Consider the following 16,000-nt stretch of genomic DNA (forward strand, 5'->3'; position numbering starts at 1 on the left):
TGGGTTAGGCGGCGATCCGCGCGGAGCGTAGGGCGGCTTCGGAGCGCAGCGACAACCCGCCAGCTTTATGCCGCGCGGCTGAACCATGGTGCACTGCCTGCGGCGAGTGACACCCTACAACAGCATCAGGATGGTCGGATTACATCGCCACTGATCAGGTCACGAATCAGGCTGGGGTTCTTGCGCCCGCCCAGGGCGCCGCCGAGGACCTTGTCCAGTTGCCGCGGAAAGTACTGCTCGACCCGCAGGCGCGTGCGGGCCGCCGGGCGGCCGGCGGGGTTGGCCGAGGTCGAGACCAGCGGGCCGGTGAGGGCACAGAGTTGGCGCACCAGCGGGTGATCGCTGACGCGCAAAGCGACGCTGCTGTGCTCGCCGGTGATCCACTCGGGCAGGCGCTGCTGATGCGGGACCAGCCAGGTATTGGGCCCCGGCCAGGTGCTGGCCAGACGCTCTTGCCAGATCTCCGGCAGATCCTCGAGGAGAAAATCGAACTGCTCGATGCAGTCCGCCACCAGGATCAGGCCCTTGTCCATCGGCCGCTCTTTCAGCGCCAGTAGGCGCTCCACCGCGAGCTCGTTCCACGGGTCGCAGCCCAGCCCCCACACCGCCTCGGTCGGGTAAGCGATTATTCCGCCCTGACGCACCACCCGCGCCGCCTGCTGTACCTGCCACCTGCTGACCATCCACTGCACTCCCACCTATGCCTGCCGCGCAGTGTATCCAAGCTAGCGGGCGCGGCCCACCCAGCGTCCGGCTTCGCAGGCTATATGGCCGTCCAGCTCCAGCTCGGTGAGGGCCGCCAACACCTGCGGCAAGGGCCAACCGCTGACCGCCGCCAGGGCTTCACTGCTGTGCGGCGCCGCATGCAGCAAGTCGAGCAACGGGTGCGCGAAGCGCTGGGCCGGACTTGCCTCGCTGGCCAACGGCGGCTGCAGCTGCCAGCCACGCAGCGCTTCGAGGATATGCTCGATGCTTTCCACCAGCACGGCGCCATCGCGGATCAACTGATGGCAGCCGCGCGCGCCGGGATGGTGGATCGAACCGGGAATGGCATAGACCTCGCGGCCTTGCTCGGCCGCCAGCCGCGCGGTGATCAGCGAGCCGCTGGAAGGGCTGGCCTCGACCACCAGCACGCCGAGGGACAGGCCACTGATGATGCGGTTGCGCCGAGGGAAATTGCCCGCATGCGGCGGGCAATCCAGTGGCAACTCCGACACCAGCGCACCACCATGCTCGACGATGTCCGCGGCCAACTGCCGGTGCCGCGCCGGATACAGGCGCTGCAAGCCGGTGCCGAGTACCGCGATGGTTTTTCCGGCCACATCCAGGGCACCTTGATGGGCCGCGCCGTCGATGCCCAGCGCCAGGCCGCTGGTGATCACGAAGCCGCCGGCGGCCAGGCTGCGAGCGAAGCTGTGCGCGGTATCCAGTCCGGGCCGTGAGGCGCGGCGACTGCCGACCATGGCCAGTTGCGGCTGCTCGAGTAGCGCCGGATCGCCGGCCACATAGAGCAAGGGCGGGGCATCGCCGAGTTCGGCGAGCAAGCCCGGATAAGCCGGGTCATCCCACATCAACAGATGATGCTGCTCAGCCTCCAGCCAGGCCAGGGCGGCAGTGGCGCGCTCACGCACCTCGCTGCTGCGCCGGGGTTCGGCACAGGCCGCCGGTAACCCCAGCGAACGCCAGGCACTGGCTGGTGCACTGAGGGCCGCGGAAGCGCTGTCGAAGGCACTGAGCAATTTGCGAAAACGCCGCGGGCCAAGCTCCGGCAGGCTGTGCAGGCGCAGGCGGGCTTCGAGTTCGGCAGGGGAGATACGGTAGCTGGGGCATTGCGCCATGGCGATCATCCTTGATCGGTCGCGCCCGGAAACGTTGCGGGAACTACGGGCGGCAGGTAGCGGTGCAGCAGAGACCCCCGCCGCGCAGGCGCGCGGCTGGGGTTGGCGGCGCTAGGGGTTGCGTACCTTGTCCATCACCGCCAGCTGGCGGGTGGCGCCAAGGATCAGGCCATAGCTGAGTTTTTCGTAGGTGCGGAACACCATCAACAGACCGGCCCGCTCATCCGGGATCTTCACCGCTTCGCCGGTAATCCGATCGCGTACGGTTTCGCCGGTCTTGTACACCGCCAGCACGCTGCCCTCGGCCAGGCCATCACGCGCACCCTTGTTCAGGGTGACCACGTCGAACTGGCCGATCTGGGTCACGCCACGCGGGACGTCGAGGATCAAGCCGTTGATTTCGCTGCTCGGCGCGCTGGGCATGAAGGTCGAGGTGATCGCCCGCTCTTCGGTGGCGAAAAGGCGATCGCCGAGGCGCACTTCCTGGGTTGTGCGGGTCAGGCTCATGGTGCCGATATCACCTTCCTCGGCAACGATCTCACCGCCGCCGATGTCATCGGCATTGATTCCGAGGAACTCCTGGGTGTCCGGGTCGACGTAGGTCTTGCCCTGGCGGAAGATGCCATACACCGGCGCAGTTTCGTCGAAGGAACCGCGCGCGTAAACCCGATCACCGGCACCGCTGACCACACGCTCGGCGTTACCGGCGACGATATAGGGTGCTCTCTCGAACGCTTCGGGGGTATCGACGATGCGGTTGCTCAGCAGGAAGCTGTTGATCGCCCCCAGCGGGATGGTCGGAATCGCTTCGGCCATCGGCGTGCTGCGGATCTGCGGCGACAGCTTGATGGTGCCACGCGACTCGCCACGGCTGAGCATCAGCCGTGGCTGGCCATCGACATAGACCAGGCTGAGTTGATCGCCGGGATAGATCAGATGGGGGTTTTCCACTTGCGGGTTGGCATGCCAGATTTCTGGCCACTTCCACGGCTCACTGAGAAACCGCCCGGAAATATCCCAGAGAGTATCGCCCTTGACCACGGTATAACGGTCTGGGTGACCGTCCTTGAGATGCACTTCGGCCTGGGCCAAGCCGCTAGCGGCAAGCAATAGCAGGGCGAGTAGTGATTTCCTCATGCGGTGAATCCCTTTATTATGTGTCTTCACGTGGAGCGCCCTAGCGCCGCGACTAAACCCAGTAGTACTGCGGCGTGAAGCCGTTTTTCAATGCTGCTCATCATCTTAGCAGCGGATTTTGACTTTATTCCACAAGTGCATCACAAACGCATATGGCTATCTTAAACATCCTCGAATTTCCCGATCCACGCTTGCGCACCATCGCCAAGCCGGTGGACATGGTCGACGACGCCCTGCGTCAATTGATCGACGACATGTTTGAAACCATGTACGAAGCCCCGGGCATCGGCCTGGCCGCGACTCAGGTCAACGTGCACAAGCGCCTGGTGGTGATGGATCTATCGGAAGACCGAAGCGAACCCCGGGTGTTCATCAACCCCGAGTTCGAGACCCTTACCGACGAGGTGGAGCAGTACCAGGAAGGCTGCCTCTCGGTGCCGGGCTTCTACGAAAACATCGACCGCCCGCAAAAAGTCAGGATCAAGGCGCTGGACCGCGATGGCCAGCCCTACGAACTGATCGCCGAAGGCCTGCTCGCGGTGTGTATCCAGCACGAGTGCGACCATCTCAACGGCAAGCTGTTCGTCGATTACCTGTCCAACCTCAAGCGCGACCGGATCAAGAAGAAGCTGGAAAAGCAACATCGCCAGCAGGCTTGAGCCACACCCCGATAGAAGGCTTGCTGCGGCAAGCCTTCTTCTTTTTCAGTAGTGATTAGCGAGAATCCATGTCCGAGTCTTTGCGCATCGTCTTTGCCGGCACCCCGGAGTTCGCCGCCGAACACCTCAAGGCCCTGCTCGATAGCCCGCATCAGATCATTGCCGTGTATAGCCAGCCGGATCGGCCGGCCGGCCGCGGACAGAAGCTCGCCGCCAGCCCGGTCAAACAGCTCGCCCTGCAGCATGCAGTTCCGGTCTATCAACCGCAAACCCTGCGCGACCCGGCAGCCCAGGCCGAGCTGGCCGCGCTCGCGCCGGACTTGCTGGTGGTGGTGGCCTACGGCCTGATCCTGCCGCAGGTGGTGCTGGACATCCCGCGCCTGGGCTGCATCAACAGCCACGCCTCGCTGCTGCCGCGCTGGCGCGGCGCCGCACCGATCCAGCGCGCCATCGAAGCCGGCGACAACGAATCCGGGGTCACCGTGATGCAGATGGAAGCTGGCCTGGACACCGGGCCAATGCTGCTGAAAGTCAGCACGCCGATTGCGGCCGACGATACCGGCGGCAGTCTGCACGACCGCCTGGCCGCGCTTGGCCCGCCGGCGGTGCTCGATGCCATCGCCGGCCTGGCCGCAGGTACCCTGGTCGGCGAGGTGCAGGACGACAGCCTGGCCACCTACGCGCACAAACTGAACAAGGATGAAGCCCGTCTGGACTGGACGCGCCCGGCGCTGGAACTGGAGCGGCTGATCCGCGCCTTCCACCCCTGGCCGATCTGCCACAGCACCCTGACTGGCGCAGCGCTGAAGGTGCATGCGGCTGAGCCGGGCGAGGGCAGTGGTACACCCGGCCGCATACTCGCGGCCGACAAACAGGGCCTGACGGTTGCCTGCGGCCAGGGCGCGCTGCGCTTGACCCGCCTGCAACTGCCCGGCGGCAAGGCGCTTGATTTCAGTGACCTGTACAACAGTCGCCGCGAGCAGTTCGCCGTCGGCCTGGTGCTCGGCGTATGAACCCTCGTCTCGCTGCCGCCCGTGCCCTGGCTGTCGTGCTCAATGGCAAAGCCTCCCTGGGCAGCAGCCTGCCACCGCTGCTGGACAAGGTTGAGCAGCGCGACCGCGGCCTGGCCCAGGATCTGGCGTTCGGCACCGCACGCTGGCAACCACGCCTGGCGCTGATCGCCGAGCAACTGCTGCAAAAACCTTTCAAGGCGGCCGACCGTGACGTCGAGGCACTGCTGCTGATCGGGCTGTATCAGCTGTTCTACACGCGTATTCCCGCCCATGCCGCCATCGGCGAGACCGTGGCCTGTATCGACAAATTGAAGAAGCCTTCGCTCAAGGGCCTGCTCAATGCCGTGCTGCGCAATGCCCAGCGCGAAAGCGAAAGCATTATTGCCAGCCTGGATCGCGATCCGGTGCTGCATAGCGCCCATCCACGCTGGCTGCAGAAAGCCCTGAAGGCCCAGTGGCCCGAACAATGGCAAGCCATCTGTGCGGCCAACAACGCCCATCCGCCGCTGATCCTGCGGGTCAATCGCCGCCTCGGCAGCCGCGATGACTACCTGGCTGAGCTGCGGCGCAGCGGATTCGCCGCCGAACCCTGCACGTTCAGCCGCGACGGCATTCGTTTGCTGCAGGCGTGCGATGTCACCGGCTTGCCGGGTTTCGCCGCAGGCCTCCTCAGCGTGCAGGACGAGGCCGCGCAACTGGCCGCCGACCTGCTCGAACTGGCCCCTGGGCAACGGGTGCTGGATGCCTGCTGCGCACCGGGCGGCAAGACCTGTCACCTGCTCGAGGCCGAACCGGCACTGGCCGGCGTGGTGGCGGTGGATCTGGAAGAAAAGCGCCTGGTGCGGGTGCGCGAAAACCTCAAGCGCCTCAATCTCGACGCCGAACTGATCGCCGCCGATGGCCGTGATACCGCTGCCTGGTGGGATGGCCAGGCGTTCCAGCGGATTCTCCTCGACGCGCCGTGCTCCGCCACCGGGGTGATTCGCCGCCATCCGGACATCAAGCTGACCCGGCAACCCGCGGATATTCCGGCGCTGGCCCAGTTGCAGGGCGAATTGCTCGATGCCCTGTGGCCGACCCTGGAAGTCGGCGGCATCCTGCTGTACGCCACCTGCTCGGTGCTGCCCATGGAAAACAGTGACAACATCGCCGCCTTTCTCGCCCGCACGCCAAACGCTCGTGAACTGGAGATAAGCGCCGACTTCGGTCTCCAGACGACCCATGGTCGCCAGTTGCTGCCGCAAATCGACGGTCACGATGGTTTCTACTATGCCAAGCTGAGCAAGATCGCCGCATGCTGAACAGAGGCGTCGACAGGGCCAGGCCGCGCAGGCTTGAGTCCGGCGCAACGCCCGTATAACTGGAGTCGGTGGACGGCAGCTGAACGCAGCCCGGCCCACCCAACAGGAGTGATCGCTTGAAAATCATCATTCTCGGCGCTGGCCAAGTCGGCGGCACCCTGGCGGAACACCTGGCCAGCGAGGCCAACGACATCACCGTGGTCGACACCGACGGAGATCGCCTGCGCGACCTCGGTGACCGTCTGGATATCCGCACCGTACAAGGCCGCGGCTCCTTCCCCACGGTGCTGCGCCAGGCCGGCGCGGACGATGCCGACATGCTGATCGCGGTAACCAACAGCGACGAAGTCAACATGATCGCCTGTCAGGTGGCCTACACCCTGTTCCATACCCCGACCAAGATTGCCCGGGTGCGCGAAGCGGCCTACCTGACCCGCTCCGGCCTGTTCAACAACGAAGCGATTCCGGTCGACGTGCTGATCAGCCCGGAACAGGTGGTGACCAACTACATCAAGCGCCTGATCGAATACCCCGGCTCGCTGCAGGTAATCGACTTCGCCGAAGGCAAGGCCCAGCTGGTGGCCGTGCGCGCCTACTACGGCGGCCCACTGGTCGGTCAGCAACTGCGCCAGTTGCGCGAACACATGCCCAATGTCGACACCCGGGTTGCCGCGATCTTCCGCCGCAACCGGCCGATCATTCCCCAGGGCGACACCGTGATCGAGGCCGATGACGAGGTGTTCTTCATCGCCGCCAAAGGCCACATCCGCGCGGTGATGAGCGAAATGCGCCGCCTGGAAGTCAGCTACAAGAAGGTGGTGATCGCCGGCGGCGGGCACATTGGCGAGCGCCTGGCCGAGGCGATCGAGAGCCGCTATCAGGTGAAGATCATCGAGATGAACCCGGCGCGCTGCCGCTACCTCTCGGAAAACCTCGACAGCACCGTGGTCCTGCAGGGCAGCGCCTCCGACCGCGACCTGCTGGTCGAGGAGAACATCAGCGATGCCGACATCTTCCTCGCCCTGACCAACGACGACGAGGCCAACATCATGTCGTCCTTGCTGGCCAAGCGTCTCGGCGCGCGCAAGGTAATGACCCTGATCAACAACCCGGCCTATGTCGACCTGGTCCAGGGCGGCGAGATCGATATCGCCATCAGCCCGCAGCTGGCCACCATCGGCACCCTGCTGACCCATGTGCGCCGTGGCGATATCGTCAGCGTGCACTCGTTGCGCCGCGGAGCCGCCGAAGCGATCGAGGCCATCGCCCACGGCGACGCCAAGTCGAGCAAGGTGGTCGGTCGCGCCATCAAGGACATCCCACTGCCGCCGGGCACCACCATCGGGGCGATCATCCGCGCCGAGGAAGTGCTGATCGCCCACGACGCCACGGTGATCGAGTCCGGCGACCACGTAATCCTGTTCCTGGTGGACAAGAAGTACATCCGCGATGCCGAGCGCCTGTTCCAGGTCGGCCTGACGTTTTTCTGAGCACAGGAGGGTTGATGCTCGAATCCCTGGAAAAAATGCTGGCCAAGGGCGTGGACAATGCCCTGTTGCGCTTCGGCCTGGGCAAGGGCTATCTGGATGCAGGTGAACCGGCGCGCGCCGCCGACCACCTGCGGCGCTGCGTCGAGTTCGATTCCAAGTATTCGGCCGCCTGGAAGCTACTGGGCAAGGTGCTGCTGGCCGCCGAGCAACCGCTGGCGGCCCGCCAGGCCTGGGAGCAGGGCCTGCAAGCGGCCCGCGAGCATGGCGACAAGCAGGCGGAGAAGGAAATGACGGTATTCCTGCGCAAGCTGGATAAACGCCAGCAGCAACCCGAGTAGCTCACACGCAGTCGGCCCCCGGCTTGCTGTTGCGCCGCCATCAACCTCGGGCAGACAGCACCTCGCGCTTGGGCACAGCCCGGGCGATGGCGTTGAGCAGCATGCCGTAGAGCGGTACGAAGAGCAGCAGGCTGATTGCCAGCTTGATGGCGTAATCCACCGCCGCGATCTCCACCCAGTGCTCGGCCATGAACGGGTCGTTGCTTTGCCAGAAGGCGATGGAGAAGAAGGCGAAGGTGTCCAGCAGGTTGCCCAGCAGCGTCGAGGCGGCCGGGGCCACCCACCATTGACGCAGGTTGCGCAGGCGATCGAATACCTGGATATCCAGCAGTTGCCCGAGGACATAGGCGAGGAAGCTGGCCAGGGCGATGCGGGCGACGAACAGGTTGAACGCCAGCAACGCGCCAACGCCGGCGAAACTGCCGTTCTGGAACAGCACGGACACCCCATAAGAGGCGAGCAAGGCGGGCAGCATGACCCGCGCGATCACTTGCCGCGCCTGTCCTTTGCCGAGCAGACGGACGCTGAGGTCGGTCGCGAGGAAGATGAACGGAAAGCTGAACGCGCCCCAGGTGGTCTGCCAACCGAACAGCGTCATGGGTAGCTGCACCAGGTAGTTGCTGGCAATGATGATGAGCAGGTGAAAGGCGATCAGGCCGGCCAGGGCCGGGCGCCAGATAGTCGCAGGGACGGTGGGCATGGCATGTCCTTTTTGAATGAGATGGGGTTAGGGAACCCATTGCCGCGGCTGGAAATATTCTCCGCGCGGCATTCTAGCGTTTTCTTGACCGACAGGATAAGTTTTTGAGCGCTGTGGACGACTGCTCAACGCTCGATGAAGCGCAGGCCGATACCCTCGGCATCCACTCGCATCACTTCCATCTGCAGCACCGGCGCCTCGATCGGCAGATCCTGCACCTGGCCCGTGACTATCGTGCCTTGGAGCAGGGCCAGCAGATCCGGGTGTTTGACATAGACGCCGCCATCGGAGAGGTCGCGGGTCTGCGCCAACACTTCACCGAAACTCGGGTGGCAGATCTTGATCCGGCACTTCATCGAGGTACGAGGATGCTGGCGCTGGCTGGGCATAGAGGTGACCGTCCTAAGCGGGTGAGGCGCAATTATTAGCAGCGCAAGATTCTGCAGCCGCCGAGCAGCAATGGACAAAAGGCGCCGATCGGGCGCCTCGGTTCAATACCACTTCGGCTCGCCTGGCGGGCGCTTCTTGAAGCGTTTCATGCTCCACATGTACTGGCTCGGGTAGGCCCGCACGTATTTCTCGATAACCCCACTCATGGCTGCCACCGCGGTTTCCACATCGTCGCTGTACATCTCCGCCGGCGCCGCCTCGAGGATCACCTTGAAACCGGAACCATCGGCCAGACGCAGGGCATGCAGGAACACCCCGCAGGCCTTGCCGCCGACCAGCATGCCGGCCACGAACTTGCTGGTCAGCGCCTGGGTGGCCAGAAAGGGCACGAACACCCCCGCCGACAGGCTGGGTTCGGGGTCGGCGGGAATGCCCACGGCGCCGCCTTTGCGCACTTCCTTGATGACGCTGAGGATGCCTTCGCGGGTGGAGGGCGCCACCCGGTTGCCCAACTGCACGCGCTGCTGGCGCAACAATTCGTCGACCGCCTTGAGCTTGGGCGGCCGGTAGAAAATAATCGGCTTGCACTGGGCGCAGTAGAAGTGATTGAGCACTTCCCAATTGCCCAGATGGCTGGTGATGCCGACCACGCCCTTGCCGCTGGCCAGGGCCTGCTCGAGAACCTCCAGGCCCTCGACCTCACGGACCAGGCCGATGGACTTCTGTGCCGGCCAGATCCAGGCACAGGCGCTTTCGGTGAGGGTCTTGCCGATGTCCTTGAGGCTCTGCCCGACCAGGCGCTCACGCTCGTCCTCGCCCAGTTCGGGGAAGCACTTGGCCAGGTTGATCCGCACCACCTCGCGCGAGCTGTTCGGCAGCTTCCACATCAGCCAGCCGATGAGATTGCCCACCGCCTGCACGGCGCGCCAGGGCAGCAGGGCGAACAGACGGAGAAAGCCGACCACCAGGCGGCCTTTGAATGCTTCCACGTACGACTCCAGGCAGTTGCATAAAAGCTGGCATTGTAACCGGCTGAACCGGTTGCGGGCGTGCCCCTTGGTTTGGGTTGGAAAATAGGGCGGGCGCAACCCGCCAGTCATGCGGATGATCCAGGCGGGTTGCCCCGCCCAACAGGATGGGGCCGACCGGTAACCGCGGGGTGGCCTCGCTGAGTTCGGTCCGACCTAGGCACCAACCAGCACGGCATAGCGGTCGCAATCGGTGGCGTGGTCCATGACCATCCCCGTGGCCTGCATATAGGCGTAGCAGATGGTCGGGCCGACGAAGGTGAAACCGGCCTTCTTCAGCGTCTTGCTCATGGCTTCGGCTTCCACGGTGACGCTCGGCATCTGGCTGCGCTCGCTGAAGTGATTGATCTTCGGCTGCCCGCCGACGAACGACCAGAGCAGCGCCACTGGATCCTCCAGCCGTAGCCAGGCCTGGGCGTTCTGCCGCGCGGCCTTTATTTTCAGGCGGTTGCGGATGATCCCAGGGTCTTGCATCAGGCTTTCCAGATACTCATCGCTCATTACGGCCACACGCTGCACGTCGAAGCCGAACAGCACCTCGCGGTAGCGTTCGCGCTTCTTCAGCACGGTGATCCAGGACAAGCCGGCCTGAAAGCCCTCCAGCAGCAATAACTCGAACAGGGCCTGGGGATCGCGCTGCGGCACGCCCCATTCCCGATCGTGATAGGCCTGATAGAGCGGGTCGTCGGTACACCAGAAGCAACGCGGCATAGGGCCTTCCAGGGCGGTGGAGGCCGCGTCGATTGGGGTATACTCCCGCCCTTTCTGTCGCAGCCCCAACAGGTGAATTTTCCGTGAGCCAGACTACGCCTGCCGTGCGCACCTTCCAAGACTTGATCCTCACCCTGCAACAATACTGGGCCGAGCAAGGTTGTGTGGTGTTACAGCCTTACGATATGGAAGTGGGCGCCGGCACCTTCCACACTGCCACCTTTCTGCGCGCCATCGGCCCAGAGACCTGGAACGCCGCCTACGTGCAACCCTCGCGTCGTCCGACTGACGGCCGCTACGGCGAGAACCCCAACCGCCTGCAGCATTACTACCAGTTCCAGGTGGTCTTGAAGCCGAACCCGGAAAACTTCCAGGAGCTGTACCTCGGCTCGCTGCAGGCCATCGGCATCGACCCGCTGGTGCACGACGTCCGCTTCGTCGAGGACAACTGGGAATCGCCGACCCTCGGCGCCTGGGGTCTGGGCTGGGAAATCTGGCTGAACGGCATGGAAGTCACCCAGTTCACCTACTTCCAGCAAGTCGGTGGCATCGAGTGCTACCCGGTGACCGGCGAGATCACCTACGGCCTGGAACGCCTGGCCATGTACATTCAGGGCGTCGATTCGGTCTACGACCTGGTGTGGACCGATGGCCAGTTCGGCACCGTCACCTACGGCGACGTGTTCCACCAGAACGAGGTGGAGCAGTCGACCTACAACTTCGAGCACGCCAACGTCGACAAGCTGTTCGAGCTGTTCGACTTCTATGAGTCGGAAGCCAACCGCCTGATCGAACTGGAACTGCCGCTGCCAACCTACGAGATGGTGCTCAAGGCCTCGCACACCTTCAACCTGCTGGACGCGCGCCGCGCCATTTCGGTGACCGCACGTCAGCAGTACATCCTGCGCGTACGCGCCCTGGCCCGCGCCGTGGCGCAGAGCTACCTGCAGGCGCGGCGCAAACTCGGCTTCCCGCTCGCCGCCCCCGACCTGCGTGATGAAGTATTGGCCAAGCTGGAGGCAGCAGAATGAGTGCGCACGATTTTCTGGTAGAACTGGGCACCGAAGAGCTGCCGCCGAAATCCCTGAACAGCCTGGGCCGAGCCTTCCTCGCCGGCATCGAAAAGGGCCTGAAAGGCGCCGGCCTGAGCTATGGCCAGGTGCGCTACTACGCCGCGCCGCGCCGCCTCGCGGTGCTGGTCGAGCAGCTTGAAGAGCAACAGGCCGATCGCACCCAGAACCTCGATGGCCCGCCGCTGCAGGCCGCCTTCGACAAGGACGGCAACCCGACCCAGGCGGCGCTGGGCTTCGCCAAGAAATGTGGCGTCGAGCTGGCCGAGATCGACCGCAGTGGGCCGAAGCTGCGATTCAGCCAGCGCATCCCTGGCCAGGCCGCCGCCGGCCTGCTGCCGGGCATCGTCGAAACCTCGCTGAACGAGTTGCCGATTCCCAAGCGCATGCGCTGGGGCGCGCGCAAGACCGAATTCGTCCGCCCGAGCCAGTGGCTGGTGATGCTGTTCGGCGACCAGGTGATCGATTGCGAAATCCTCGCCCAGAAATCCGGCCGGGTCTCGCGCGGCCACCGCTTCCACGCCAATCAGGAAGTGCGCATCTCGGCACCGGCCAACTACGCCGAGGACCTGCGCAGCGCCTATGTGATCGCCGATTTCGCCGAGCGTCGCGCGCAGATTGCCGCGCGCATCGAGCAACTGGCCAGCGAGCAGCAGGGCACCGCGATAGTGCCGCCGGCGCTGCTCGATGAAGTCAGCGCCCTGGTCGAATGGCCGGTGCCGCTGGTCTGCTCCTTCGAGGAGCGCTTCCTCGACGTGCCGCAGGAAGCGCTGATCATCACCATGCAGGACAACCAGAAATACTTCTGCCTGCTCGATGCCAACGGCAAGTTGCTGCCGCGCTTCATCACCGTGGCCAACATCGAAAGCAAGGATCCGCAGCAGATCATTTCCGGCAACGAGAAGGTGGTGCGCCCACGCCTGACCGACGCCGAGTTCTTCTTCAAGCAGGACCAGAAGCACAAGCTCGAGACCCTCAACCAGCGCCTGGCCAATGTGGTGTTCCAGGCCCAGCTCGGCTCGGTCTACGACAAGGCCAAGCGCGTTTCCGCCCTGGCCGGCTTCATCGCCCAGCGCGTCGGCGGCGACGCGACGCGTGCCGCGCGCGCCGGCCTGCTGTGCAAGTGCGACCTGGCCAGCGAGATGGTCGGCGAGTTCCCGGAGATGCAGGGCATCGCCGGCTATTACTACGCCAAGCACGACGGCGAGGCGGAAGACGTCGCCCTGGCCCTGAACGAGCAATACATGCCGCGCGGTGCCGGTGCCGAATTGCCAAGCACCCTGACCGGCGCTGCGGTGGCCCTGGCCGACAAGCTCGACACCCTGGTCGGCATCTTCGGCATCGGCATGCTGCCCACCGGCAGCAAGGACCCCTATGCCCTGCGCCGAGCGGCCCTGGGCGTGCTGCGTATCCTGATCGAGAAACAGCTGGACCTGGATCTGGCGGCCACCATCGCCTTCGCCATCGAACAGTTCGACGGCAAGGTCAAAGCCGGCAATCTGGCGTCTCAGGTGCAGGACTTCATCTTCGACCGTCTGCGTGCGCGTTATGAAGATGAAGGCGTCGAGGTCGCCGTGTATCAGGCCGTGCGCGCGGTCAACCCGGTTTCGCCGCTGGACTTCGACCAGCGCGTGCAGGCCGTGCAGACCTTCCGCACCCTGCCTGAAGCGGCGGCCCTGGCCGCCGCCAACAAGCGTGTATCCAATCTGCTGGGCAAGGCCGAAGGTCAGGTCGCCGCAAGTATCCAGGCCCACCACTTCGATACGCCGAGCGAGTTCACCCTCAACGCCGCCATCCAGCAGGCCGAACAGGCGGTGCAGCCACTGGCCGAGGCGCGTCAGTACAGCGCCGCCCTGGCGCAACTGGCCGGCCTGCGCGAGCCGGTGGACGCCTTCTTCGAGTCGGTACTGGTCAACGCCGAAGACCCGGCGGTGCGGGCCAACCGCTATGCCCTGCTGGCCAAGCTGCGCGGCCTGTTCCTCGGCGTAGCCGATATCTCGGTGCTGAGCTGACCCTTGCCTGATCGTAGGATGGGTTGAAGAAAGCGATACCCATCATCACCTTCGCCGGATTGTGGCCACCACCGCAATCCGGCCACGGATGCCCCATGAAACTGCTGATTCTCGACCGCGACGGCGTGATCAACTACGACTCCGACGCCTATATCAAAAACCTCGACGAGTGGCGGCCGCTGCCCGGTGCCGTCGACGCCATCGCCCGCTTGTCCAAGGCCGGCTGGACGATCGCGGTGGCCACCAACCAGTCCGGTCTGGCGCGTGGCTATTTCGATCAGGCCGCGCTGGACGCGATGCACGAGCGCCTGCGCCAACTGGTCGCCGAGCAGGGTGGCGAGCTGGGGCTGATCGTGCACTGTCCGCATGGTCCGGATGACGGTTGCGACTGCCGCAAGCCAAAGCCCGGTATGCTCCAGCAGATAGCCGCGCACTACGGCGTCAGTCTGGCCGGGGTGTGGTTCGTCGGCGACAGCAGCGGTGACCTTAAAGCCGCACTCGCCGTCGATTGTCAGCCGGTCTTGGTCAAGACCGGCAAAGGTCTGCTCACCCTGGCCCAGCCATTGCCTGCCGGTACCCTGGTATTCGATGACCTGGCAGCGGTCGCCAGCCAACTTATCCACTGAAATACAGCAGGACGGTAAACGCTCCCATGTCGATATTGCAGACCATCAGAACCTTCCTCTTCTACCTGTTGCTGTCTGCCAGCGCGTGCTTCTGGTGCATCCTCAGCATGTTCGTCGCACCCTTCCTGCCGTTTCGGGCGCGCTACCGTTTCGTCAATCAGACCTGGTGCCGCTGCGCCGTCTGGCTGGCCAAGGTGGTGATGGGTATCAGCTACCAGGTCACAGGCCTGGAGAACATCCCGCAGCGGCCCTGCGTGATCCTTGCCAAGCATCAGAGCACCTGGGAGACCTTCTTCCTCTCGGCGCTGTTCGAGCCACTGAGCCAGGTGATCAAGCGCGAACTGCTCTATGTGCCGTTCTTCGGCTGGGCCATGGCCATGCTCAAACCCATCGCCATCGACCGCAGCAATCCCAAAGCCGCCCTCAAGCAACTGGCCAAGCAGGGTCACGAGCGCCTGGAACAGGGCGCCTGGGTGCTGATCTTCCCGGAAGGCACGCGGATCGCCACCGGCCAGATCGGCAAGTTCTCCCGGGGCGGCGCCGCCCTGGCGGTCAACGCCAACCTGCCGGTATTACCCATCGCCCATAACGCTGGCGAGTTCTGGCCCAAGCAAGGCTGGGGCAAAACCCCCGGCACCATTCAGGTGGTAATAGGCCCGGTCATGCAGGCCGAAGGCACAGGCCCGCGGGCGATTGCCGCGTTGAATGATCGCGCCTTCGCCTGGATCAGCCAGGCACAGCGCGATATCGGTGCCCTGAGCACTGCAGATGCAGTCTGCGACACCAGCGATAGCCTCTAGCCAGCGGGCGGGTTCGTCACCATTGCGAATCCGCCGCCTACTGCGAAAACTGTGGATAAGCTGTGGGCGAAATATCGATAAAGCCCTCTTGTCGAATATAACTCCCTGATTATTAACTCCTTTGCCTGGTGCATGGAAACTCGGCAGCTGGGTATAAGTTTTCAGCCGTTGCGCGAAACCGGCACCGATCCACGCTCACCGGGCAGCCAAAGCGGCTAAGCTGTTCGCCACTCCAGTGCACTGAAAGGGAACTCAGGCCGATGCTGTCCATTTATCAACTCAAACCACACTTCCAGAACCTGCTGCGTCCCGGCGTAAAGTACCTCTACGACAGCGGCGTGAGTGCCAATCAGGTAACGTTGGCGGCGGCCATGCTGTCGCTGCTGCTCGGCAGCCTCCTGGCGATTTTCCATCAACACGCCTGGCTGTTCGCCTTGATCCCGCTGTGGATGCTGCTGCGCATGGCGCTCAACGCCGTGGACGGCATGCTCGCCCGCGAGTTCGACCAGCAATCGCGGCTCGGCGCCTACCTCAACGAACTCTGCGACCTGGTCGCCGACGGCGCCCTGTACCTGCCATTCGCCCTGCTGCCCGGCGTCTCGCCACAGCTGGTGGTGGTGCTGGTGCTGTTCGCCCTGATCAGCGAATACGCTGGCGTACTCGGCCCTATGGTCGGCGCCTCGCGCCGCTACGATGGGCCCATGGGCAAGAGCGACCGGGCCTTCTGTTTCGGCGTGCTGGGTGCCGGTGTGGCCAGCGGCCTGCTCCCTGCCAGCGGGATCAACGGCCTGCTCGCCCTGATTCTCGCCCTGCTGCTCTACACCCTCTATAACCGCGTGCGCCAAGGCCTGGCCGAAGCGGTGTGACCGACTGATTCGAAATAGGGA

Annotated in this window: 17 protein-coding genes; 10 read left to right on the plus strand and 7 right to left on the minus strand. The window is 64.4% G+C overall.

Annotated features, from left to right (window positions below; all coding sequences use genetic code 11):
* Positions 1–125 precede the first annotated feature (125 nt).
* The 3 genes from PH586_RS10230 to PH586_RS10240 all read right to left on the minus strand — a co-directional run bounded on the left by PH586_RS10230 (position 126) and on the right by PH586_RS10240 (position 2,975).
* The gene (locus PH586_RS10230) at positions 126–683 is read right to left on the minus strand and encodes an L-threonylcarbamoyladenylate synthase (protein WP_271347663.1); all 558 of its coding nucleotides are present in this window, start codon (positions 681–683) and stop codon (positions 126–128) included.
* Between the two features lie 42 nt (positions 684–725).
* Positions 726–1,838: a DNA-processing protein DprA gene (gene dprA / locus PH586_RS10235; protein WP_271347664.1), complete on the minus strand. Its 1,113-nt coding sequence runs from the start codon at positions 1,836–1,838 to the stop codon at positions 726–728.
* Between the two features lie 111 nt (positions 1,839–1,949).
* Positions 1,950–2,975 (minus strand): LysM peptidoglycan-binding domain-containing protein, encoded by a 1,026-nt coding sequence (locus tag PH586_RS10240; RefSeq protein WP_271347665.1) that lies wholly within the window; start codon positions 2,973–2,975, stop codon positions 1,950–1,952.
* 152 nt (positions 2,976–3,127) lie between these two features.
* On the opposite strand from PH586_RS10240, the gene def reads away from it, so the two are divergent.
* The 5 genes from def to PH586_RS10265 all read left to right on the plus strand — a co-directional run bounded on the left by def (position 3,128) and on the right by PH586_RS10265 (position 7,776).
* On the plus strand, positions 3,128–3,634 hold the full coding sequence (gene def / locus PH586_RS10245) for a peptide deformylase (RefSeq protein WP_238040916.1): 507 nt from the start codon (positions 3,128–3,130) through the stop codon (positions 3,632–3,634).
* Positions 3,635–3,702: 68 nt separating this feature from the next.
* Positions 3,703–4,647: a methionyl-tRNA formyltransferase gene (gene fmt / locus PH586_RS10250; protein ID WP_271347666.1), complete on the plus strand. Its 945-nt coding sequence runs from the start codon at positions 3,703–3,705 to the stop codon at positions 4,645–4,647.
* Complete coding sequence (gene rsmB, locus PH586_RS10255; RefSeq protein WP_271347667.1) at positions 4,644–5,948, plus strand: 16S rRNA (cytosine(967)-C(5))-methyltransferase RsmB; 1,305 nt, start codon at positions 4,644–4,646, stop codon at positions 5,946–5,948. The genes fmt and rsmB overlap by 4 nt, the downstream gene beginning before the upstream one ends.
* Before the next feature lie 116 nt (positions 5,949–6,064).
* The gene (gene trkA, locus PH586_RS10260) at positions 6,065–7,438 is read left to right on the plus strand and encodes a Trk system potassium transporter TrkA (protein ID WP_271347668.1); all 1,374 of its coding nucleotides are present in this window, start codon (positions 6,065–6,067) and stop codon (positions 7,436–7,438) included.
* Positions 7,439–7,449: 11 nt separating this feature from the next.
* Positions 7,450–7,776 carry a hypothetical protein gene (locus tag PH586_RS10265; protein WP_271347669.1) on the plus strand — a complete coding sequence of 109 codons (327 nt, stop codon included), beginning with the start codon at positions 7,450–7,452 and terminating at the stop codon, positions 7,774–7,776.
* 40 nt (positions 7,777–7,816) lie between these two features.
* On the opposite strand, the gene PH586_RS10270 is transcribed toward PH586_RS10265, so the two are convergent.
* From PH586_RS10270 to PH586_RS10285, 4 genes are all read right to left on the minus strand, one after another.
* Complete coding sequence (locus PH586_RS10270; RefSeq protein ID WP_271347670.1) at positions 7,817–8,476, minus strand: 7-cyano-7-deazaguanine/7-aminomethyl-7-deazaguanine transporter; 660 nt, start codon at positions 8,474–8,476, stop codon at positions 7,817–7,819.
* A 125-nt stretch (positions 8,477–8,601) separates the two neighbouring features.
* The gene (locus PH586_RS10275) at positions 8,602–8,865 is read right to left on the minus strand and encodes a PilZ domain-containing protein (protein ID WP_271347671.1); all 264 of its coding nucleotides are present in this window, start codon (positions 8,863–8,865) and stop codon (positions 8,602–8,604) included.
* 102 nt (positions 8,866–8,967) lie between these two features.
* Entirely contained in the window at positions 8,968–9,855 is an 888-nt protein-coding gene (locus PH586_RS10280) for a lysophospholipid acyltransferase (RefSeq protein ID WP_271347672.1), read from the minus strand.
* 195 nt (positions 9,856–10,050) lie between these two features.
* Entirely contained in the window at positions 10,051–10,605 is a 555-nt protein-coding gene (locus tag PH586_RS10285) for a DNA-3-methyladenine glycosylase I (protein ID WP_271347673.1), read from the minus strand.
* A gap of 83 nt (positions 10,606–10,688) precedes the next feature.
* Here PH586_RS10285 and glyQ point away from each other — a divergent pair, with 83 nt between their 5' ends.
* From glyQ to PH586_RS10310, 5 genes are all read left to right on the plus strand, one after another.
* Positions 10,689–11,636 (plus strand): glycine--tRNA ligase subunit alpha, encoded by a 948-nt coding sequence (gene glyQ / locus PH586_RS10290; RefSeq protein ID WP_271347674.1) that lies wholly within the window; start codon positions 10,689–10,691, stop codon positions 11,634–11,636.
* Positions 11,633–13,687, plus strand: coding sequence for a glycine--tRNA ligase subunit beta (glyS, locus tag PH586_RS10295; RefSeq protein WP_271347675.1), 2,055 nt, complete (start codon positions 11,633–11,635; stop codon positions 13,685–13,687). The genes glyQ and glyS overlap by 4 nt, the downstream gene beginning before the upstream one ends.
* A 95-nt stretch (positions 13,688–13,782) precedes the next feature.
* Complete coding sequence (gmhB, locus tag PH586_RS10300) at positions 13,783–14,313, plus strand: D-glycero-beta-D-manno-heptose 1,7-bisphosphate 7-phosphatase (protein WP_271347676.1); 531 nt, start codon at positions 13,783–13,785, stop codon at positions 14,311–14,313.
* Between the two features lie 26 nt (positions 14,314–14,339).
* A complete protein-coding gene (locus PH586_RS10305; protein WP_271347677.1) occupies positions 14,340–15,113 on the plus strand; it encodes a lysophospholipid acyltransferase family protein in 774 nt (257 codons plus the stop codon).
* Positions 15,114–15,373: 260 nt separating this feature from the next.
* A complete protein-coding gene (locus tag PH586_RS10310) occupies positions 15,374–15,979 on the plus strand; it encodes a CDP-alcohol phosphatidyltransferase family protein (RefSeq protein WP_271347678.1) in 606 nt (201 codons plus the stop codon).
* The last annotated feature ends 21 nt before the right edge of the window (positions 15,980–16,000 follow it).

This window comes from Pseudomonas aestuarii (assembly GCF_027988105.1).
Classification (GTDB): domain Bacteria; phylum Pseudomonadota; class Gammaproteobacteria; order Pseudomonadales; family Pseudomonadaceae; genus Aquipseudomonas; species Aquipseudomonas aestuarii.